A 19,758-nucleotide genomic window follows, 5' to 3' on the forward strand; every position below is an offset into this window, starting at 1 on the left:
AGTTTGGGATGGAGAAGCATGGCAAACGACATATTGCTTGCGGCGCAGGGGCTGACCAAGTCCTTCGGGGCGTTGCGGGTCCTCCACGATATCACCTTCGACGTTCGCGGTGGCGAGGTGCTGGGCATTCTGGGGCCGAACGGCGCCGGCAAAACCACGCTCTTCAACCTGGTGAGCGGTGATATCCGCGTCGACGGCGGCGAGCTGGTCTTTGCCGGCGATAGACTGGTCGGCCAGCCGCCCCACCGGCGCTGCCAGATGGGCATCGGGCGGACCTATCAGATTCCACGGCCTTATGTCGGCATGACGACGTTCGAGAACCTGCTTGTCGCGGCCTCCTTCGGCGGTGGCAAGTCGGAAGCCGCAAGCTACGCGCGATGCGCCGAGATTTTGCGTCACTGCGAACTCGCCGACAAGGCCAACCGCCCGGCGGGATCCCTGACGCTGCTCGATCGCAAACGGCTCGAACTGGCACGTGCGCTCGCGTCCGGGCCGAAACTTCTTTTGCTCGACGAGATTGCCGGCGGCCTGACCGACGATGAAGGCAAGGCGCTCGTCGCGCTCATCCGGCGCATCCGCGACAGTGGCGTCACCATCGTCTGGATCGAGCATGTCCTGCATGCCCTGCTCGCTGTTGCCGATCGGATCATGGTTTTGAACTTCGGTGAGAAGATCGCCGAAGGCGCGCCGGACGAGGTCATCAACGATCCGGAAGTCCGACGCGTTTATATGGGGATCGAAACATGAGCATGGCGCTTCTGTCCACGCATGGGCTTGTGGCCCGCTATGGTGACTTCCAGGCCCTTTACGGTGTCGATTTCGAGATTGGCGCAGGCGAGGTGGTTGCTCTGATCGGCGCCAACGGCGCCGGCAAGTCGACGCTCCTGAAATCGATCATGGGCCTGCTGCGCGTGGCCCCGGATATGGTGCAGCTCGATGGCCGCCCGGTCGGCGGCAGCCAGCCATATCGCATGGTGGCCTCTGGTGTCGCGATCGTTCCCGAAGGGAGGCGCCTGTTCTCGGGCATGTCGGTCGCCGACAATCTGCGCGTCGCAACGGACCATGCCGCCCCGCCGCACGGCGAGCCATGGACGATCGACCGGGTCTACGCGCTGTTCCCTATTTTGCAGGAAAAACAGGCCGTTCCGGTGCAGTCGCTGTCGGGTGGCCAGCAGCAGATGGTCGCCATCGGCCGGGCGTTGCTCAACCAGCCGCGCCTGCTTCTGTGTGACGAGATCAGTCTCGGTCTGGCGCCCAAGGTGGTGCGGGAAATCTATCAGTCCATTCCCTCGATCGTCGAACGCGGCACTGCCGTCGTGGTGGTCGAGCAGGACGTCGGCTTGGCCCGCTCGGCCTCCAACCGGCTCTACTGCATGCTTGAAGGCCGCGTCACCCTTACCGGCCGCTCAGAAGACATTTCCCGCGAGGCTATCGGCGAAGCCTATTTCGGAGCATCTCATGCATTGGATTGACGGGCTCATTCAAGGTATTCTGCTGGGTGGCCTCTACGCCCAGTACGCGCTGGGCATGGCGCTCATGTTCGGCGTCATGCGCATCGTCAACATCACCCATGGCGACCTGATGATCCTGCTCGCGTTGATCGGGATCAGTCTTGCCTCGACCTTTTCGCTCGGCCCGTGGTCGGTTCTGGTCGTGCTCGTGGCGCTGGGGGCCGTCTTCGGCGTGCTCTTGCAGAGCCTGATCCTCAACCGGGTGGTTGGCGAGGATCCTCTGCCTTCGCTGATTGCCACGTTCGGCCTCTCGGTGGCGCTTCAGAACGCGATGCAGCAAATCTGGTCGGCGGATACCCGCTCGCTTCCAAGCGCCGGCCTGGCGCAGGCATCGGTGCAGCTGGGGCCGATTTTCGTGGGCGTCTTGCCCGTCATCGTGCTCTGCACGGCGACCGTCCTGACCGCCGGGCTCCATGCTGTGCTGCGCCACACACGGTTCGGCCGGGCGCTGCGCGCCGCCTCCGCCGATGTCGAGGCCGCCGCGATGACCGGCGTGAACCCGAAGAGAATCTATGCCGGCGCGACCGCGCTTGCGGTGGCGATCCTGGGTTTTGCGGCGGTCTTTCAGTCGCTGCGGTCAACCGTTGCACCCGCCGACGGTGCCTACCAGCTGATCTATGCGTTTGAGGCCGTGATCATCGGTGGCATGGGCTCGATCTGGGGCGCGTTCATTGGCGCCATGGTGCTCGGTATCAGCCAGTCGATCGGTTTCCGTATCGATCCGGGCTTCGGCATCCTCGCCGGCCATCTCGTCTTTCTCATCATTCTCGCCCTGCGGCCGCAGGGCATACTCGGAAAGGGTTGAGCCCATGGCAGAGATGTTTGCTCATGCCGATACCGGTGCCGTACAGCCGGCCCCCGTCCGCGTGCAGCGCCAGACAGTGTCCGGCGTCGTGGCGCTGATCATAGGCCTTGGCGTGCTGGCTGCGATCGCCTCCATGCCGCTCTGGGCGAGCCAGGGCCTGATCCGCGACGTTGTCGAACTCTGCTGCTACATTGCGGTGGCGCAGATGTGGAACCTGCTTGCCGGCTATGGCGGTCTGGTATCGGTCGGCCAGCAGGCTTTCGTCGGTGTGGCCGCCTATATGATGTTCGTGATGGCCCAGCTCTGGGGTCTCAATCCGTTCGTCGCGGTCGTGCTGGCGATGATCGCACCCGCGATCCTGGCCGTTCCCACCTATGGCCTGCTGCACCGGCTTGACGGACCCTATTTCGCCATCGGCACCTGGGTGATCGCCGAAGTCATGCGGTTGGCAACCTCGGTTTTCGGCTATGTCAATGGCGGCGCCGGCATGAGCCTTCGCGTGATGACCGGGTATTCGGCCGACGAACGCGCGCTTGGCGTCTCGCTGATCTCGGCGCTGATGCTGCTGCTCACCGTCGGCGGCAGCTATGCGCTTCTGCGCTCGCGCTATGGCCTGGCGTTGATTGCTATCCGGGACAATCCGGTCGCTGCGGCAAGTCAGGGCGTCAATGTTGGGCGCGTGCGCTTTCTGCTCTGGGTGGCCGCGGCCATGGGCACCGGGCTTGCCGGCGCCACCTATTTCCTCGCTCAGCTGCGCATCACCCCGCCGTCCGCCTATGACCCGAACTGGGCCAATATCGCAATCTTCATTGTCATGGTCGGTGGGCTGGGATCGCTCGAAGGCGTGCTGATTGGTGCACTCATCTATTTCTTCGCGGACAGGTGGTTCGGTGAATATGGCACCACCTACGTGGTGGTGCTGGGTCTTCTCACGCTGTTCATGGCGCTGTTTGCGCGCGGCGGCATCTGGGGGCTGATCTGCAAGGTGGTGGACGCCCCCTGGTTTCCGACCCGACGCCTCCTTCTGGAGGACAAGCCATGAAGGCCGCTCTTTTCGACGGTGTCCGGCAACCCTTGCGTATCGATGACATCGGGGTGCCCGAGCCGGCCGATGACGAGGTTCTGCTCAAGATCGCAGCTTGCGGCATCTGCGGCTCCGATCTGCATATGACCGAGGACCCGGTGACGTTCGGCCTCAAGCCCCGTGACGTGCTCGGACATGAATTCGCCGGTGAAGTCGTTCGTTGTGGCAGCGGTGTTGATGACCTGAAGCCGGGAGACCGGGTGGCGGTCGCACCGATGCGTGGCTGCGGCCATTGTGAAAGCTGCCTGTGTGGCGAGCCCGCCTGGTGCGCCGAAATGCGGCTCATCGGCGGCGGATATGCGGAATTTACGACCGTCGCAGCCCGGCAATGCCGCGTTCTGCCGCAAGATCTGCCGACCGCCGAAGGGGCGCTGGCCGAGCCACTTGCCGTGGCCCTGCACGTGGTCGTGCGATCCGGCCTGAAGCCGGGCGCTCGCGTCCTCATCCTCGGCGCCGGTCCAATCGGTCTGCTGGTTGCTTTCTGGGCCCGCCGTTATGGCGCCGGCGATGTGATCGTCGCCGATCTCGGCCGCCATCAGGAAGCGCGGGCGGCGGCACTGGGGGCGACCGGTTTTGCGCTGTCCGGGCCGGGCCTCGCAGCGGAGTTCCAGAACCAGGCCGGTGCCGCGCCGGATATCGTCTTCGAATGTGTCGGCAAGCGCGGCCTGCTGGATTTCGCCTGCCGCCTCGTTCGCCCCCACGGAACCGTGATCGGGGTTGGCCTCTGCGTCGGCGGAGACGAGTGGGACCCGTTCGTCGCGCTGTCGAAGGAGATCACTCTGGCGTTCGCCGTGTTCTTCAACATGGCCGAATTCGAAACCGCGCTCGACGCGCTCGGACCCGGCCGCTTCCGGCCGCAGGAACTCATAACGGCGCGGATCGGCTTTGCGGATGTTGCCGAGACATTCGAGGGGCTCCGTCGCAGGACGACAGAATGCAAGGTGCTGATCACCGCCGAGGCGGATCGATCGGCGAATTCCGGGAGGAACTGATGGATTTCGAAACATTGACGCATGACATCGACGGCGTATCCGTCGTCGTGAAGGCAATCGGCGCGGGGCCGGCGGTGCTGGCATTGCATGGCGCCGCCACCCTGGAAGGCTACGAATGGGCAAGGGGGCTTGCCGACCGCTTCCGTGTCTATCTGCCCTTTCATCCGGGTTTCGGCGAAAGCGGCGAGGCGCGGCATTTTGCCGGGATGCAGGATCTGGTCGTACACAATCTGCGCCTGATCGCGGCGCTGGGTCTTGAACGTCCGCATCTCGTCGGCCATTCGATGGGCGGATGGATGGCGGCGGAAATGGCCGCGGTGGCTGGCGAACGCTTCGGCCGGCTGGTCCTCAATGCCCCGGCCGGACTCAACCATCCGGATCATCCCGGCGCCGATCTTGCAGCAATCGGCCCCGAAGCACTGCCAGGCTATCTGGCGCACGATGTCGGCGTTGCCCTGCGTTATTTCCCCGGCGGATCGGAATGCCCGCCGCTGGAGGACTTTCTGGCTCTCCGCGAGAAAGAGGGCCGGGCGCTCGGCAATATTCTCAAGGTTCACGGCATGGGGCATCCCAATCTCGGGCGCTGGCTAGGCCGCATTCCGAATGAAACGCTCATTGTCTGGGGCGACAAGGACCGCATGCTGCCGGCATCGCAGGCGCCGGTCTGGGCCGCGCGCATCCCGGCTGCCCGCACATTGATCATCGCCGACGCCGGCCATTTCGCCATGCAGGAGGAGCCGCAGGCGACGGCTGCCATCGGAGATTTTCTCGCGGGCTGAAGCGTCGCGGGAACTTGATAGGAAACGCCGCAAGGCCTGCCGAGACCGGCCTTGCGGCACAATCGGAAATGCCAAGGAGGAATAGTCATGAATGCACCACTGAAGCATGAGAACGCATACTGGGGAACGAAAACGGATTTTTCGTCCCTGATGGAGCAGGTGCGCAAGATTGGCCCTGTTCTCGAAGAGAATTCGCAGGACAATGAAAAGCTCGGTCGCCTGAACGAGGCGACGTTTGAAGCCCTGAAGTCGCTGCGGATGTCGCACATCTTCGCCGGCGAGGACATCGGCGGCGCGCAGCTTTCCCCGACCAGGGGGCTGCAGCTCATAGAAGCGATCACCTATTACAGCGGGGCAGCCGGCTGGATATCGATGGTCCATGCCTGCATCGGCGCGATGTCGGCGGCTTTCCTGCCGGACACCGCCATCAACCGCCTGTTCGGCGGCGACGTTGATAACCGATTTTCCGGACAGGGTACACCGACGGGCATGCTCAGGAAGGTCGATGGCGGCTACCTGCTGAATGGCAAGTGGTCCTATGCGAGCGGCATCTATCATGCCACCTTCACCCACACAGCAGCACTTCTCGACGATGGTACCGGTCAGCCGACAAAGGATGAAAACGGCAACGTGATCGTGCTCTGCGCCCACGCTCCGGTCGAGGATCACGACCTGCTCGGAAACTGGCACTCGCTGGGCCTGCAGGCGACCGGCAGCATCGACTACGCTGCCAAGGACGTACTCATTCCCGAAGACATGGTGTTCCCGATCCTGACCGCGGAACCGCAGCGCATGAAGGAATTCTTCAGCCTTGGCGTCGTTGGACTTGCCTCGATCGGCCATTCGGGCTGGGCCATCGGCGCATCCCGGCGCATCCTTGACGAGGTCGCGAAGTATGCCCTCACCAAGACCGGCCGCGCCGGCCTGCTTGGCGAGAGCGACAAGTTCTGGTTTGACTTTGGCCGGGCGGATGCTCGCGTGCGTGCGGCGCGTGCCTTCCTCTTCGAAGTCTGGCGTGATGTCGAAGCCTCGATCGAGGCTGGCAATCGCGTCTCGACCCGTCAGATCAGTCTCATACATCTTGCCAAGTCCGAGGTGCACGAAGCCGGCGTCGATGCCTGCCAATTCGTCTACCGGGCAGCCGGCGGGGCCGCCCTGCGGTATGGCGTGATGCAGCGGACCTATCGCGAGATGCTGACCGCGGCCAATCATTTCACGATCAATCCCAATATTGTTGGCGCGGCCGGCCGCGAAATTGCCGGGCTGTGGAGCGATCGCGTCTGGCAGTTCTACGATTTGATTGAAAGGAAATGAGCGGCGTGGTTAAACGGCAGGATCAGCCCGTATCGGGCACGGCCAGGGCCACGGACAGCGGCGCCAGGGACCCGGTGATGGAAGCCTTTTTCTCAGCCTTCCGTCATCATCCCTCAGGAGTGGCGATCATCACGGCCGATGCGGGTGATGGACCGGTCGCGCTCACGGTCAGTTCGCTGATTTCCGTGAGCGCATCGCCGCCAATGGTGGCCTTCTCGCTTTCGGCATCATCGTCGACGGCGAAGGCGGTCGAGCAGGCGGAAACCGTGGTCGTGCATTTCGTGCGGCGCGGCGACATGAAGCTTGCGAGGTTGTGCGCCACCAGCGGGGTCGACCGTTTCGGAGCCGATGTGCGCTGGGAGCGGCTCGCTTCGGGAGAGCCTTATTATCCCCAGGTTGGCTTTTGGTTCCGGGCAGCACTTCGGGGCCGGCTCGCCGTGCCCGGTGCCTGCCTGGTGACCGCCGAGCTTCTATCGGCATCGCCCTTCGCGCAAGACGCGCGGGGGGATGATACGCTGGTCTATGCCAACCGTACCTGGCATGAGCTGCGGACGATTTCCGAGGAAAACAAAGCGCCGCTGCTATTATGGCCTGAGGATTCGGCGACGTTCTAAGGAACATTCGTCCATATGGCGTGACGGGCAGGCCGAAGATATCTCCAGGCCGGGATCGGCGTGCTTTGGCGGTTCTTCGCTCGGCGCGCTCCGTGAGAGCTATCGGCCGCGCCGCGAGTTGTCCTGGACCTCGAGTGCCTTGCTGAAGCTGAGCGCGATGATGGTACAGACGGCGCCGGACAGCAGGTAGTAACCGACGAAAGGCAAGCCGAACTTGCTGGAGAGAATCAGGGCCACCAGCGGGGCGAAACCGGCGCCGACCAGCCAGGAGAGGTCGGAGGTGAGGGCCGCGCCGGTATATCGGTAGGTCTGGCCGAAGCGCGACGAGACCACGCCGGACGCCTGGCCGAAGGACAGGCCGAGCACGCCAAAGCCGATGATGACGAAAGCATCCTGTCCGAACGAGCCGGCGCCAAGCAATAGCGGTGCGGCGAAACTGAAGGCGGCGATGACAATCGCACAGATCATCAACTGCTTGCGCCGGCCGATACGGTCCGAGATCAGGCCGGAAAGAATGATGGTGACGATACCGACCGCAGCGCCGGCAACCTGGATCAGGAGAAATGCGCCGATCGCCTGGTTTCCGAACAGGTTCATCCAGCCGAGCGGGAAGATCGTTACCAGATGGAACATCGCAAAGCTTGCCAGCGGCACGAAGGCGCCGATGATGATGTCACGGCCGTGAAACCGGACCACTTCGCTGATCGGGGTCGCCTGGAGCTCATGCTGTTCGAGAAGCGTGCCGAATTCCTTCGTCATGACGAGGCGGAGGCGAGCGAACAGCGCGACGACATTGATGGCAAAGGCGACGAAGAACGGATAGCGCCAGCCCCAGCTGAGGAAGTCCTCGTTCGACAGGTTGGCGACGAAGAAACCGAAGAGAACGCTCGCCAGTGCAAAGCCGATCGGCGCACCCAGCTGCGGGATCATGGCATACCAGCCACGCTTGTTATGCGGCGCGTTCAACGCCAGCAGCGAGGCAAGGCCATCCCAGGCGCCGCCGAGGGCAAAGCCCTGACCCAGACGGAACAGCGCCAGAAGCGCGATTGACCAGTAACCGATCTGCTCGTATCCCGGAAGAAACGCGATCGAGGCCGTCGAGCCGCCAAGCAGGAAGAGGGCGATGGTGAGCTTCGTGCCGCGTCCGTACCAGCGGTCGATGGTCATGAACACCACCGAGCCTACCGGCCGGGCGATGAAGGCGAGCGAAAAGATCGCGAAGGAATAGATTGTTCCCGTCAGGCGGTCGGGCGCGAACGGAAAGACCAGCTGCGGGAAAACCAGCACCGAGGCGAGGCCGTAGACGAAAAAGTCGAAGAATTCCGACATCCGGCCGATGATCACGCCGATGGCGATGTCTCCGGCGGATGCCGGCTTGTCATCGTGGATCTGCCGGGCATCGCGCTCCAGCGAGGACGACGACGGACCATATTCGGTTGCGGTGCTCATGATGCCTCCCTCGCTGAGACCATTTCGGATAAAGCCTCTTTGAATGATGTTGATCAAGTTCACCGTCTTATCAAGACCCGATCGCGGAATTAATCGTCATCCGGCCCCAAATCGGTGCTTGAAATCGTCAGCGGGACGGCCATTAAATGCTAGGCGCCTCTGGAAGATCGTTTTTCGGGCATTAGTTGGTTTTTCCGACGGTATCGCTGAAACTAAATCCTTCTAAAACTACTCATGATTTCAGAAGGATACCGTGCGACATTATGCTGCGCCGCAACCAATTTGCTGCGCTGCGACCAAACACCTCATATCGCAGTGACGTCGAGTGTCTTAGTGCCAAGGTCGATGAAACAAACAAGAGCGTAGAGTCGTGCAAAAGCTGGCAAGGTTTTCCCGCCTTTTCCCCCTCCTGCTACCGGTGTTTTCGCTGGCAGGCTGTAACATGGTGGTCATGTCGCCCTCGGGCGATATCGCCAACCAGCAACGTGATCTGATTCTCGTGTCGACGGTGCTGATGCTTTTGATCATCATTCCGGTGCTGTTCCTGACGCTGTTCTTTGCCTGGCGGTACCGCCATTCGAACACGAAGGCGACTTACGCTCCGGACTGGCACCATTCGACACGGCTTGAAATCGTCATCTGGTCGGCACCGCTTGCCATTGTCATGGCGCTGGGGGCCGTCACCTGGATCAGCACCCACAAGCTCGACCCCTATCGGCCTCTCGACAGGCTCGATGCGGCGCGCGCCATTCCGGCGGAAACCAAACCGCTGACGGTGGAAGTGGTCGCGCTCGATTGGAAATGGCTGTTTTTCTATCCTGATCTCGGCATCGCCACCGTCAACGAGCTGGCGGCTCCGGTCGACGTGCCGATCAATTTCAAGATCACGTCGTCGTCGATGATGAATTCCTTCTACATCCCGGCACTCGCCGGCCAGATCTACGCCATGCCCGGCATGCAGACCAAGCTGCATGCGGTGATCAACAAGGAAGGCACCTTCGACGGGTTTTCCGCCAATTACAGCGGCGACGGCTTTTCCCATATGCGTTTCAAGTTCCACGGCCTGACCCAGCAGGGTTTCGACGAATGGGTCGGCCGGGTGAAAACGCAGGGTACGGCGCTCAACCGTGATGCCTACCTGAAGCTCGAAAAACCGAGCGAGAAGGAGCCGGTCCGTTATTACGCGTCGGCTGAGAAAGGGCTTTACGAGGCGATCCTCAATCTGTGCGCGACACCCGGCAAGATGTGCATGAGCGAGATGATGCACATCGACATGATGGGTGGCGGCGGCAAGGAGAGCGCTGAAAATCGCCAGAAGCTGGAATACGACAATCGCCGCACCGGTAACAACGAGGCAGCGCCCGGCGCGACCTTCCCGGCAACCGGAACATCCGCCCACAGTGCCGATGAGCCTGCCGGAACGGAAAAGAGCGGGGCAGCACCGGCGGAAGGCGACATGAAGGGCATGAATATGCACGACGGCCATTCCATGCCCGGTATGGACCACGGCAACGGCGATCCGGCGCCGGCCCAACTCAACAACTGAACCTGGCGCTTTGCGTCGCTAAGACATCGATGAACGGGTACTTCCATGTTTTCCAATCTTGACCTGCAGAAGTTCGTCTTCGGTCGGTTGACCCTCGAGGCCATCCCCTATCACGAGCCGATCCTGGTCGCGACCTTCGCGGCCGTGGCCCTTGGCGGCCTGGCACTTGTCATTGCGTTGACCTATTACAGGCTCTGGGGCTATCTCTGGAGCGAGTGGTTCACCAGTGTCGATCACAAGAAGATCGGCATCATGTATGTCATCCTGGCGCTCGTCATGCTGCTGCGCGGCTTTTCAGACGCGATCATGATGCGCATCCAGCAGGCAATGGCTTTCAACGGCTCCGAAGGCTATCTGCCGCCGCACCATTACGATCAGGTGTTCACAGCCCATGGCGTGATCATGATCTTCTTCATGGCGATGCCCTTCGTCACCGGTCTGATGAATTTCGTGGTGCCGCTGCAGATCGGCGCGCGCGACGTCTCCTTTCCGTTCCTCAACAATTTCTCGTTCTGGATGACGGCGGCCGGCGCCGTGATCATCATGATGTCGCTGTTCGTGGGCGAGTTCGCCCGCACCGGCTGGCTTGCCTATCCGCCGCTGTCGGGCGCCGATTACAGTCCGGGCGTCGGGGTGGATTATTACATCTGGGGTCTGCAGGTGGCCGGCATCGGCACCACGCTCTCGGGCATCAACCTGATCGCCACCATCGTCAAGATGCGCGCGCCGGGCATGACCATGATGAAGATGCCCGTCTTCACCTGGACTTCGCTGTGCACCAACGTTCTGATCGTTGCGAGCTTTCCGGTTCTGACCGCGACGCTCGCGCTGCTGTCGCTCGACCGCTATGCCGGCACCAACTTCTTCACCAACGATCTCGGCGGCAACCCGATGATGTATGTGAACCTGATCTGGATCTGGGGCCACCCGGAAGTCTACATCCTCGTGCTTCCGGCCTTCGGCATCTTCTCCGAAGTGGTGGCGACCTTCAGCGGCAAGCGTCTCTTCGGTTATGCCTCGATGGTCTATGCGACGGTCGTCATCACCATCCTGTCCTATATCGTCTGGCTGCATCACTTCTTCACCATGGGGTCGGGGGCCAGCGTCAATGCGTTCTTCGGCATCACCACGATGATCATTTCGATCCCGACCGGGGCGAAGATGTTCAACTGGCTCTTCACCATGTATCGCGGCCGTATCCGCTATGAAGTGCCGATGCTGTGGACGATCGGCTTTATGATCACCTTCGTCATCGGCGGCATGACCGGCGTTCTGCTCGCCGTGCCTCCGGCAGACTTCGTGCTGCACAACTCGCTGTTCCTGATCGCCCATTTCCACAACGTCATCATCGGCGGCGTGGTCTTCGGTCTGATGGCCGGCGTCACCTACTGGTTCCCGAAAGCCTTCGGCTTCAAGCTCGATCCGTTCTGGGGCAAGATGTCTTTCTGGTTCTGGTTCAGCGGCTTCTTCTTTGCCTTCATGCCGCTTTATGTCCTCGGCCTGATGGGCGTCACCCGCCGTGTTTCCCAATTCGAGGATCCGTCACTGCAGATCTGGTTCGTCATCGCGGCCTTCGGTGCCTTCCTGATCGCGCTCGGTATCCTGTCCTTCCTCATCCAGCTCGTCGTCAGCTTCAAGCGGCGTGCGCAGCTGGCGGACTTTACCGGCGACCCGTGGGATGGCCGGACGCTGGAATGGTCGACATCGTCACCGCCGCCGGAATACAACTTTGCCTTCACGCCCGTCGTTCATGACCATGATTCCTACTGGGACATGAAGAGCCGCGGCTATGTCCGTCCGCTGTCGGGCTTCAAGGCGATCCATATGCCGAAGGGCACGGGCACCGGCGTCATCCTGTCGGGCCTGAGCGTCGCCTTTGCCTTCGCGATGATCTGGTACATCTGGTGGCTGGCCGCCCTGTCGCTCGTTGCTATCCTCGTCGTGGCGATCGCCCATACGTTCAACTACAATAGAGACTTCTACATTCCCGCGAACGAAGTCGTCGAAACGGAAGACAAGCGCACCGAGCTGCTTGCCGGGCAGGTATAAGACATGAGCGACACCATGATCGACGCGGCCGAAAAACCGCAATTCCACCTGACGGAAGACCATCATCCGGAAGGCAGCACGATGCTCGGCTTCTGGCTCTACCTGATGAGCGACTGCCTGATCTTCGCCGTGCTTTTTGCTACCTATGGCGTGCTTGGCCGCAACTATGCCGCCGGCCCTTCGCCTGCGGATTTGTTCGACCTGAAGCTGGTGGCGGTCAACACCGCCATGCTGCTTCTGTCGTCGATAACCTATGGCTTTGCCATGCTGCAGATGGAACGCAACGCCAAGGCGGAGACGCTGTTCTGGCTGGGGATCACCGGCCTCTTCGGGGCCGTGTTCATTGCGCTCGAGCTCTATGAATTCGCTCACCTGATCCATGAGGGAGCCGGACCGTCGCGCAGCGCCTTCCTGTCGGCCTTCTTCACGCTGGTCGGCACGCACGGCCTGCACGTTACCTTCGGGATCATCTGGCTGGTGACGCTGATGGTGCAGGTGAACAGGCATGGGCTGATCCCGGCAAACCGGCGGCGGCTGATGTGTCTGTCGATGTTCTGGCACTTTCTCGACGTCATCTGGATCGGCGTCTTTTCGATTGTCTATCTGTTGGGAGTTCTCGGATGAGTTCGCACGCACCCGCACATGAGGATGCCCACGAGGCGCATCACGGGCACAGCCATGGCCATGAGGCCGGCCACGGAAGCCTGAAAAGCTATATGACCGGCTTTGTGCTTTCGATCATCCTGACCGCCATTCCCTTCTGGCTGGTAATGGCCGGGGTGTTTGACAGCCGCGCGATAACGGCCGTGGTCGTGATTGCGTTCGGCGCCATCCAGATGGTGGTTCATATGATCTACTTCCTTCATATGAACACCAAATCGGAGGGCGGCTGGACGATGATGGCCTTGATCTTCACCATTGTCATTGTTGCCATCGCTCTGTCCGGTTCCTTCTGGGTCATGCATCATCTGAACACCAACATGATGACGATGAGCCCGGAAATGATGAAGAACATGCCGTGACGGGCAGGGCAGGTGTCCGGCCTGCCGGCCGCGACGGGTTCAGCGAATGAGCAGGCAGGATCAGGTACAATCCCGGCATCGGCGCTCGCCGTTTACCCTTGCGGTTTTCGGCGGGCTGCTACTGCTTGTGGTTGCGGGCTTTACCGCGTTGGGGATCTGGCAGCTTGAGCGCTTGTCGTGGAAGCGCGATCTGATCGCCCGCGTCGATGCGCGCGTGCATGCGGCGCCGGTGCCGGCGCCCGCGCGTTCCGAATGGCAAGATATCAACGCTGCGGCTGACGAGTACCGGCGGATCACCGTCAGCGGTTCGTTCCGCAATGATGGGGAAACCCTGGTCGGTGCCTCGACGGAGCTTGGCGCAGGGTTCTGGGTGATGACACCTCTGGTTGTTGCGGATGGTGCCACGGTCTTCGTCAATCGCGGCTTCGTTCCCAGCGACAAACGCGATCCGCAGAAGCGGCCCGGCAGTCAGACGGACGGGACCGTAAGCGTCACCGGGCTGATGCGCATGACCGAGCCCAAGGGCTCTCTTCTGCAATCGAACGATCCGTCTGCCGGCCGCTGGTATTCCCGCGACGTCGCGGCCATGGCTGAGAGCCTGGGCATGAAGGATGTGGCCCCCTACTTCATTGACGCGGAAGCGAGCCCCGTTTCCAGCCAGTTGCCGGTTGGCGGATTGACGAAGATCGTGTTTCCCAACAACCACCTCGTCTACGCGATCACCTGGTTCGCCTTGGCCCTGATGACCATTGCCTGTTGCGTCATCGCGATCCGCCACGAACGGGCATGAGGCCGATCAGCCGTGTTGACAGTGTATCTCTGCGGCTGCCGGCCTGTGTCCGGCAGCCGCAGGGCTGATTGCGCATACAGTCAGCGCTGCTCCCGTTTGCGACGCCAGGGAGCGTTCTTCTGCCAGTCACCGGCCATGATGCTCCCGTAGGGGATCACCTCGTCAATGATTTCGGCAAGGCCGTAATGTTCGATCTGGGACCGGACGTTGGCGGCGTTCTTGTAGGCGCTCGGCAGCTCCGAAATATCGGGGATGCCGGAGAAGAAACGGGCGTCGAGACCCGACGTCTCCCTCTCCATGACAGCCGCGATGTTGTTCGGGCTCAGACCTCGGCTATCGGCTCCGAATTCCTCGCCGAGGCGGCGCATATGTGCCGTTCGCGAGAAATTGCGCCCCGCGCCATGCGGCGAGAAGCCGAGACCGTGGGCCGCGTTCGAGCCGCGCACGATCAGGATCGGTTCCGCCATGTTGAGCGGAATGATCGTCAGATCGGTCGCGTCTTCAGCCCAGTCGTCGAAGGCCGGCGTTGCACCCTTGCCATGGTAGAACAGGCCGTCGGACTTGCGGAAAACGAAGTTGTGCTCGTTCCAGAAACGGTCGCTCACCTTCGCCGCCAGTTTCTCCGCCGTCATGTCATGAATGGCGTAGTGGTTTTCCTTCGTCCACTGGCGGATCGTCTGCAGCGCCGACCAGTACATGTCTCCTTCTTCGCTGTCGGCCGGAATCCAGGCATTCTCGCGGTGTGTTTCTGGCGAAAGCTCCTCGCGGAACCTGTTGGCGATCTTCATGCCCCGATCGTAGAGCCGCGCACCGGGGGCACGCGATCCGTGATGGGTGACGAGCGCCGTCTCGCCGGTCGATTTCATCTGCCCGACATAGGCGAAATGATTGCCGTCGCCCTGCGTGGCGAAATGATCGATGCCGACGCTGATAATCTCCTTCAGCAGCGGGTTTTCCCGGAACGCCGCCAAGGTCGCTTCGGAAGGCTTGATCTGCGCGCCGCGCGGACGTCCGCCCGGGCCGAAATGCGTCACCGCATGCACGGCATCGAGCAATGCCTTCGGCTCTACGCCCGGGAAGATCGAGATCGCCATCGAGCAGCAGATATCGGCCGAATGCATGCCGGGATGGATCGCCTCCGATGCCACCACGCCGCCGACCGGGATCGTGCCGACCGGCCCGGACGGGCAGGCGTCGGGCATGATCGCGGCTGCGCGAACGACCGGCGTGCGGGCAAGCTCGCGCATCGTGGCGCTCACCTTTTCGATATTGTCCTGTTCGAAAGCGTCTTCGGCGCGGATGTTCATGTGGATCAGCACGTCGTTCGGCGCCTTCAGCGGCAGGGTCGGGCCCGGCTGATAGCCGCGAGCGACCGCCAGCGCATCGGTCGTCGAACCGCCGTCGCTCAGCACCCGGTTGGCCGCTTCCAGCGCATCGCGAAACCACTTGCCCTGGCTCATGCCGGCATCGATCAAATCCTGTCCGCTCATTACCTCTGTCATTGTCTTTTCTGCGTCTGCAGTCCTTCTGGTTCCGTTTCGTTTCGTCACACCGCCTGGGCGACAAGCATGTGCCGGAGATCTCGCTTGCCGCACGCATTCCATGATCATGGCGCGATGCGGCCCCTGTAGTCTCCGGCGGCATTCGCCCAGGGTTCTTTCATGATCCCGGCGACGAGCTTTGGCAGGACGGTTTTCTGAGCTACGCGTTTCCTTTCGAAAACACGGGATGGATCGAACATCCGACCTGCCCGCCGGAAGTCCGGAGAGCCGCTCTATCCCTGTAGTCCTGCCGGCATTCGCCGGGGTCGTTCTTTGCAGCGGCGACGAGGATGGATGAAACCAGGATGGCCCCGCTCGTGCCAGAGAGCGTATGCGAAGGAGGAGTCGAACCTGCCAGACCATCCAACGGTTGGTGCTGTAGTTCCGCCCGGCATTCGCCGCTGCAAGTCTGCAATAGGCAATCAACCGGAAATTTCCCGCCGGTTCTCCACAGTGGGAGGTGACGACGGAGCAGGCTTCGAACCTGCAACTCCATTCGCGGAGCACCAGTATCGTTTCCGACCGTTTGCTTCTTTCGGGCATGGCGACCAGTTTCAAGGAAACACCCGCTACCAGAATGGGAACGTGACTTCCCCTGTGGGATTCGAACCCACCGCGGCCGATGTAGTTTCCTTTGCATTCGCCATGTCATTCGTCCGCGACGACGAGGGTTTTTGGAAACATTCCTGCTCTACCGACTGAGCTACGGGTCCATAGTATGGCGGACCCGGCGGGATTCGAACCCGCGACACGGAAGTGTGAACTGTAGTTTCCAAAGCATTCGTCACGGTCCCCGCGCCGTTCACGGCGGTGCGGGTATTGCTTTCTGTCTCAGAGTTCGATCGTCTCGATGGTTTTCACCCAGCCGTTCGCTCCGCTCGTGTTGGCCGCAAACGCTGTGATCACGCCATAGACGGCATCCGAGAAGCCGCCGATGTTGAGCACATCATCCCGCGTCGGCGCCTGCGTGGTGCCATAGGGCTGGATGTCGAGGCAAACCAGCTTTGCAGCCGGGTTGCCCCGCTTGATCCGTGCCCATTCCGTCATCACAGCCGTCGGCTGGCCACTCTTGCCCGCATCCATCCAGGACTGGTTGTCCGAGATGAACACGACGAGATCGACCTTGGCCTTCTCGTTTGCGAGCTTGCGCAGCGGCGCAGAGCAGTTGGTTCCACCGCCGCCGACCGCAGCCAGCTTGGCGGCATTGGTCATCACCGAATCCCGCCGGTTGAGCTTGACGTTCACCACGTCATTCTCGAACGGCAGTACCCGCGCCTTCGGGTTGCGCTGCAGGAACGCCGCGGTCATAAGACCGGCGACATCGATGCAACGAACCGAGGACGTTGCCCCCTTGCGGTATCCGGTCACGGGCGAACCCATGGAGCCGGAAACATCGGGGCAGAGCACCACATTGCCGGCAAGCGACGGCACATTGGCAATGGCGACATCCATCGCGTCCTGCAACGCATCGCGCACGACATCCGGAACCTGGCCGTCGACCATCTTCCACGCCATCATCAGCTGATAGGGGAAGACCTTGGCCTTGCGGACTTCGTCCGGATCGGCCAGCCGCGCAGCCAGCGTTTCGGCGAATCCCTCGACCTCGAACACGCCGTTGCGTGCGAAGGTGTTGAGGTTCTGCCGCACCATCTGCCAGCTGCCCTTTTCGGCGATCTCGACCCAGTGCTCCCGCGTCAGCGGCAGCGAGGTCAGCATCTGGAACGGCACGTCGGGCACGGGCAGCGTCTGGTCGCGCCGGAAGGCTTCCAGCGCCTTGACGAGGTCCGGCAGCGCCGCATAGGCGTGCGGCTTGCCGATCGCCCAGGCGTAGAGCGCCTTGCGTTCTTCCGACGCTGGCTTCGGATGCACCATGCGGATCACGTCGGCGAGCGACGGGTCGTTGCCGACCATTGCACGCAGGATCTGCTCGGTGCTTGCCCGTTCGAACCACGCCTGTACCAGCTTCTTCGGCCGTGTGCCGAGCGACTTGCGCCCTGTCGCACCCGACCGCATCACCTGGACGAAGCCGCGCAGCATCTTGCCGCTCTTGACCACACGCGGAAACGCACGGGCGAACGCCTCGCTCTGAAGGCCGGAAAGCACCGCTAGCAGCGTCACCGGCATGTCCTTCATATGGCCCTTCTCGGCGGCATGGACGGCCACCTTGGCCAGGAACTCTGGCTCGACCTGAAGCGCAAGCGCCTTGACCGCTTCCAGCTGATCGGCACCATCCGCATAGAAGGTTCCGTTGAACGTGCCGGTCACGGCATACTGCGCCAGGGCTTCGCGCGGCGTCAGGATATAAGCCGGCGCTTCTGCGTGGTTTTTCGTGTCCGTGCCCGGAAGCAATTTTCCGAGGTAGGTTTTGAAGATCGCCTTGTTGACCATGACAGCACCTCTTTGGTTGGGTTCATGCCAGATACATTTCAAGACGCGTGCCAGTTTGACGAAACGACGCCTGATCCCGAAAATATTCTTGTATCTATCTGTTTTACAACGAGAAAAATTATTGATCAAAAGAGGTTGCCGAGAATTGTCTTGTCCCGGAATGTCAAATATTATATCGAAAATTATCGTATTTTATAAAATTGGATAAATCATGAGGCGGCGCGTTGCCATCAGTATTTTGGGAACCACCCTGGATATGGGGAAATGGGACAACCGCTGGAGCCGCTGGCGGCCCAATGTCGGGCTTTGCCAGCAAGCCGGTCTGTTCATCGACCGGCTGGAGCTGATCCACGACAACCATGCGAGCGCGCTGGCCAGCCGGATCATTGCCGATATTGGAACCGTTTCGCCTGCGACGGAGGTGCGCAGCAATGTCATCAATTTTCGCGACCCCTGGGATTTTTCCGAGGTCTATACGCATCTGCGCGACTTCGCCCGCAGCTACGCATTCGATCCCGACACGGAAGACTATCTGATCAATATCACCACCGGTACGCATGTGGCCCAGATCTGCTGGTTCCTGCTGACCGAGGCGCGTATCATCCCGGGCCGTTTGCTACAGCTTTCGCCACCGCGCGACCGCGAGCCGGATCAGGACTTTGCCGGCACGCACCGGATTATCGACCTTGATCTCTCGCGCTACGACGAAATCGCCAAACGCTTCGCCTCCGAGCGCGAAGACGCGGCGTCCTTCCTGAAATCGGGGATTTCGACCCGCAACGTCGCCTTCAACCAGATGATCGACGAGATCGAACGGGTGGTCATCCGCTCGACAGCCCCCGTTCTGCTCACCGGCCCGACAGGAGCGGGCAAATCCCAGCTTGCCCGCAAGATCTATGAACTCAAGAAAAGCCAGCGCAAGGTCAGCGGTCCCTTCGTCGAGGTCAACTGTGCGACGTTGCGCGGCGACCAGGCCATGTCCACCCTTTTCGGGCATGTGAAAGGCGCATTTACCGGAGCACTTGGCGAGCGCTCGGGTTTGCTCAAATCGGCTGACAAGGGCGTGCTGTTTCTCGACGAGATCGGCGAGCTCGGTATCGACGAACAGGCCATGTGCCTGCGCGCGATCGAAGAAAAACGCTTCCTGCCCGTCGGTGCAGACAGGGAGGTTTCTGCGGACTTCCAGCTTCTTGCCGGCACCAACCGTGATCTCGGCGAGGATGTGCGCAAGGGCAAGTTCCGCGAGGATCTTTATGCACGCCTCAACCTCTGGACCTTCCAGCTGCCGGCATTGTGCGAGCGCAAGGAGGACATCGAGCCCAATCTCGACTTCGAACTCAAGCGCTTTCTGGAACGTGAGGGAGAGAACGTGACATTCAACAAGGAAGCGCGCGATCGTTACCTCGCCTTCGCGACCGGCCCGCAGGCAATCTGGACCGCCAACTTCCGCGACCTGTCGGCCTCCGTCACGCGCATGGCGACGCTGGCGCCGCATGGACGCATTACGATCGATGTCGTCGATGACGAGGTCCGGAGGCTGAATGCCTTCTGGCGTCTCTCGAATAACGATGTTGCAGCCGATGCAATCCTCAACGAACTCCTGGGCCAGGACGCTGCCGCTCGTCTCGACCGCTTCGATGCCGCACAGCTTGCCACCGTGCTCCATACCTGCCGGGAGCACATCAGCGCCAGCTCCGCCGGCAGGGCCCTGTTCGCACACTCGCGGCTGGAGAAAAAAAGCAGCAACGACGCCGATCGGCTGGTCAAATACCTTGCCCGCTTTGATCTGAAGTTCGAGGACATCAGGAAGTAGGGACGCTGAGTGCGCAAGGAAACGGCCGGCATCAGCCTGCATATGGCTTATGAGCAGCCAG

General features: G+C 61.5%; 17 protein-coding genes. 14 read left to right on the forward strand and 3 right to left on the reverse strand.

Going from position 1 to position 19,758, the window contains the following annotated elements:
• Nucleotides 1-18 precede the first annotated feature (18 nt).
• From ADU59_RS15120 to ADU59_RS15155, 8 genes are all read left to right on the forward strand, one after another.
• Nucleotides 19-747, forward strand: a complete 729-nt coding sequence (locus tag ADU59_RS15120) for an ABC transporter ATP-binding protein (protein ID WP_068954975.1) — start codon at nucleotides 19-21, stop codon at nucleotides 745-747.
• 2 nt (nucleotides 748-749) lie between these two features.
• The gene (locus ADU59_RS15125) at nucleotides 750-1,472 is read left to right on the forward strand and encodes an ABC transporter ATP-binding protein (RefSeq protein WP_068954976.1); all 723 of its coding nucleotides are present in this window, start codon (nucleotides 750-752) and stop codon (nucleotides 1,470-1,472) included.
• A complete protein-coding gene (locus ADU59_RS15130) occupies nucleotides 1,459-2,316 on the forward strand; it encodes a branched-chain amino acid ABC transporter permease (RefSeq protein WP_068954977.1) in 858 nt (285 codons plus the stop codon). Before ADU59_RS15125 ends, ADU59_RS15130 begins: the two co-directional genes overlap by 14 nt.
• A gap of 4 nt (nucleotides 2,317-2,320) precedes the next feature.
• Nucleotides 2,321-3,358, forward strand: a complete 1,038-nt coding sequence (locus ADU59_RS15135) for a branched-chain amino acid ABC transporter permease (RefSeq protein ID WP_244506440.1) — start codon at nucleotides 2,321-2,323, stop codon at nucleotides 3,356-3,358.
• Nucleotides 3,355-4,392, forward strand: coding sequence for a zinc-dependent alcohol dehydrogenase (locus ADU59_RS15140; RefSeq protein ID WP_068954978.1), 1,038 nt, complete (start codon nucleotides 3,355-3,357; stop codon nucleotides 4,390-4,392). The genes ADU59_RS15135 and ADU59_RS15140 overlap by 4 nt, the downstream gene beginning before the upstream one ends.
• Nucleotides 4,392-5,171: an alpha/beta fold hydrolase gene (locus tag ADU59_RS15145; protein ID WP_068954979.1), complete on the forward strand. Its 780-nt coding sequence runs from the start codon at nucleotides 4,392-4,394 to the stop codon at nucleotides 5,169-5,171. Before ADU59_RS15140 ends, ADU59_RS15145 begins: the two co-directional genes overlap by 1 nt.
• 87 nt (nucleotides 5,172-5,258) lie before the next feature.
• Entirely contained in the window at nucleotides 5,259-6,485 is a 1,227-nt protein-coding gene (locus tag ADU59_RS15150) for an acyl-CoA dehydrogenase family protein (protein ID WP_068954980.1), read from the forward strand.
• Between the two features lie 77 nt (nucleotides 6,486-6,562).
• Complete coding sequence (locus ADU59_RS15155) at nucleotides 6,563-7,099, forward strand: flavin reductase family protein (protein WP_068955163.1); 537 nt, start codon at nucleotides 6,563-6,565, stop codon at nucleotides 7,097-7,099.
• A gap of 99 nt (nucleotides 7,100-7,198) precedes the next feature.
• Here the strand turns inward: ADU59_RS15155 and ADU59_RS15160 are convergent, their stop codons facing one another.
• On the reverse strand, nucleotides 7,199-8,548 hold the full coding sequence (locus ADU59_RS15160; protein WP_068954981.1) for an MFS transporter: 1,350 nt from the start codon (nucleotides 8,546-8,548) through the stop codon (nucleotides 7,199-7,201).
• A gap of 370 nt (nucleotides 8,549-8,918) precedes the next feature.
• Here ADU59_RS15160 and cyoA point away from each other — a divergent pair, with 370 nt between their 5' ends.
• From cyoA to ADU59_RS15185, 5 genes are read left to right on the forward strand one after another with little or no spacing between them, the layout of a single operon-like run.
• Entirely contained in the window at nucleotides 8,919-10,094 is a 1,176-nt protein-coding gene (cyoA, locus tag ADU59_RS15165) for a ubiquinol oxidase subunit II (protein ID WP_068954982.1), read from the forward strand.
• 45 nt (nucleotides 10,095-10,139) lie between these two features.
• The gene (cyoB, locus tag ADU59_RS15170; RefSeq protein WP_068954983.1) at nucleotides 10,140-12,143 is read left to right on the forward strand and encodes a cytochrome o ubiquinol oxidase subunit I; all 2,004 of its coding nucleotides are present in this window, start codon (nucleotides 10,140-10,142) and stop codon (nucleotides 12,141-12,143) included.
• Nucleotides 12,144-12,146: 3 nt separating this feature from the next.
• Entirely contained in the window at nucleotides 12,147-12,767 is a 621-nt protein-coding gene (gene cyoC / locus ADU59_RS15175; RefSeq protein ID WP_068954984.1) for a cytochrome o ubiquinol oxidase subunit III, read from the forward strand.
• Nucleotides 12,764-13,165, forward strand: a complete 402-nt coding sequence (gene cyoD / locus ADU59_RS15180) for a cytochrome o ubiquinol oxidase subunit IV (RefSeq protein WP_068954985.1) — start codon at nucleotides 12,764-12,766, stop codon at nucleotides 13,163-13,165. Before cyoC ends, cyoD begins: the two co-directional genes overlap by 4 nt.
• A 46-nt stretch (nucleotides 13,166-13,211) precedes the next feature.
• Nucleotides 13,212-13,955, forward strand: a complete 744-nt coding sequence (locus ADU59_RS15185; RefSeq protein WP_068954986.1) for an SURF1 family protein — start codon at nucleotides 13,212-13,214, stop codon at nucleotides 13,953-13,955.
• A gap of 80 nt (nucleotides 13,956-14,035) precedes the next feature.
• Here the strand turns inward: ADU59_RS15185 and ADU59_RS15190 are convergent, their stop codons facing one another.
• Both ADU59_RS15190 and ADU59_RS15200 read right to left on the reverse strand, forming a co-directional pair.
• Nucleotides 14,036-15,445 (reverse strand): RtcB family protein, encoded by a 1,410-nt coding sequence (locus ADU59_RS15190; RefSeq protein ID WP_068954987.1) that lies wholly within the window; start codon nucleotides 15,443-15,445, stop codon nucleotides 14,036-14,038.
• 882 nt (nucleotides 15,446-16,327) lie between these two features.
• Nucleotides 16,328-17,884: a TROVE domain-containing protein gene (locus ADU59_RS15200; protein WP_068954988.1), complete on the reverse strand. Its 1,557-nt coding sequence runs from the start codon at nucleotides 17,882-17,884 to the stop codon at nucleotides 16,328-16,330.
• Between the two features lie 211 nt (nucleotides 17,885-18,095).
• Here ADU59_RS15200 and rtcR point away from each other — a divergent pair, with 211 nt between their 5' ends.
• Complete coding sequence (gene rtcR / locus ADU59_RS15205; RefSeq protein WP_068954989.1) at nucleotides 18,096-19,697, forward strand: RNA repair transcriptional activator RtcR; 1,602 nt, start codon at nucleotides 18,096-18,098, stop codon at nucleotides 19,695-19,697.
• Nucleotides 19,698-19,758 lie beyond the last annotated feature (61 nt).

Origin of the sequence: Pararhizobium polonicum (assembly GCF_001687365.1) — a bacterium.
GTDB lineage: Bacteria > Pseudomonadota > Alphaproteobacteria > Rhizobiales > Rhizobiaceae > Pararhizobium > Pararhizobium polonicum.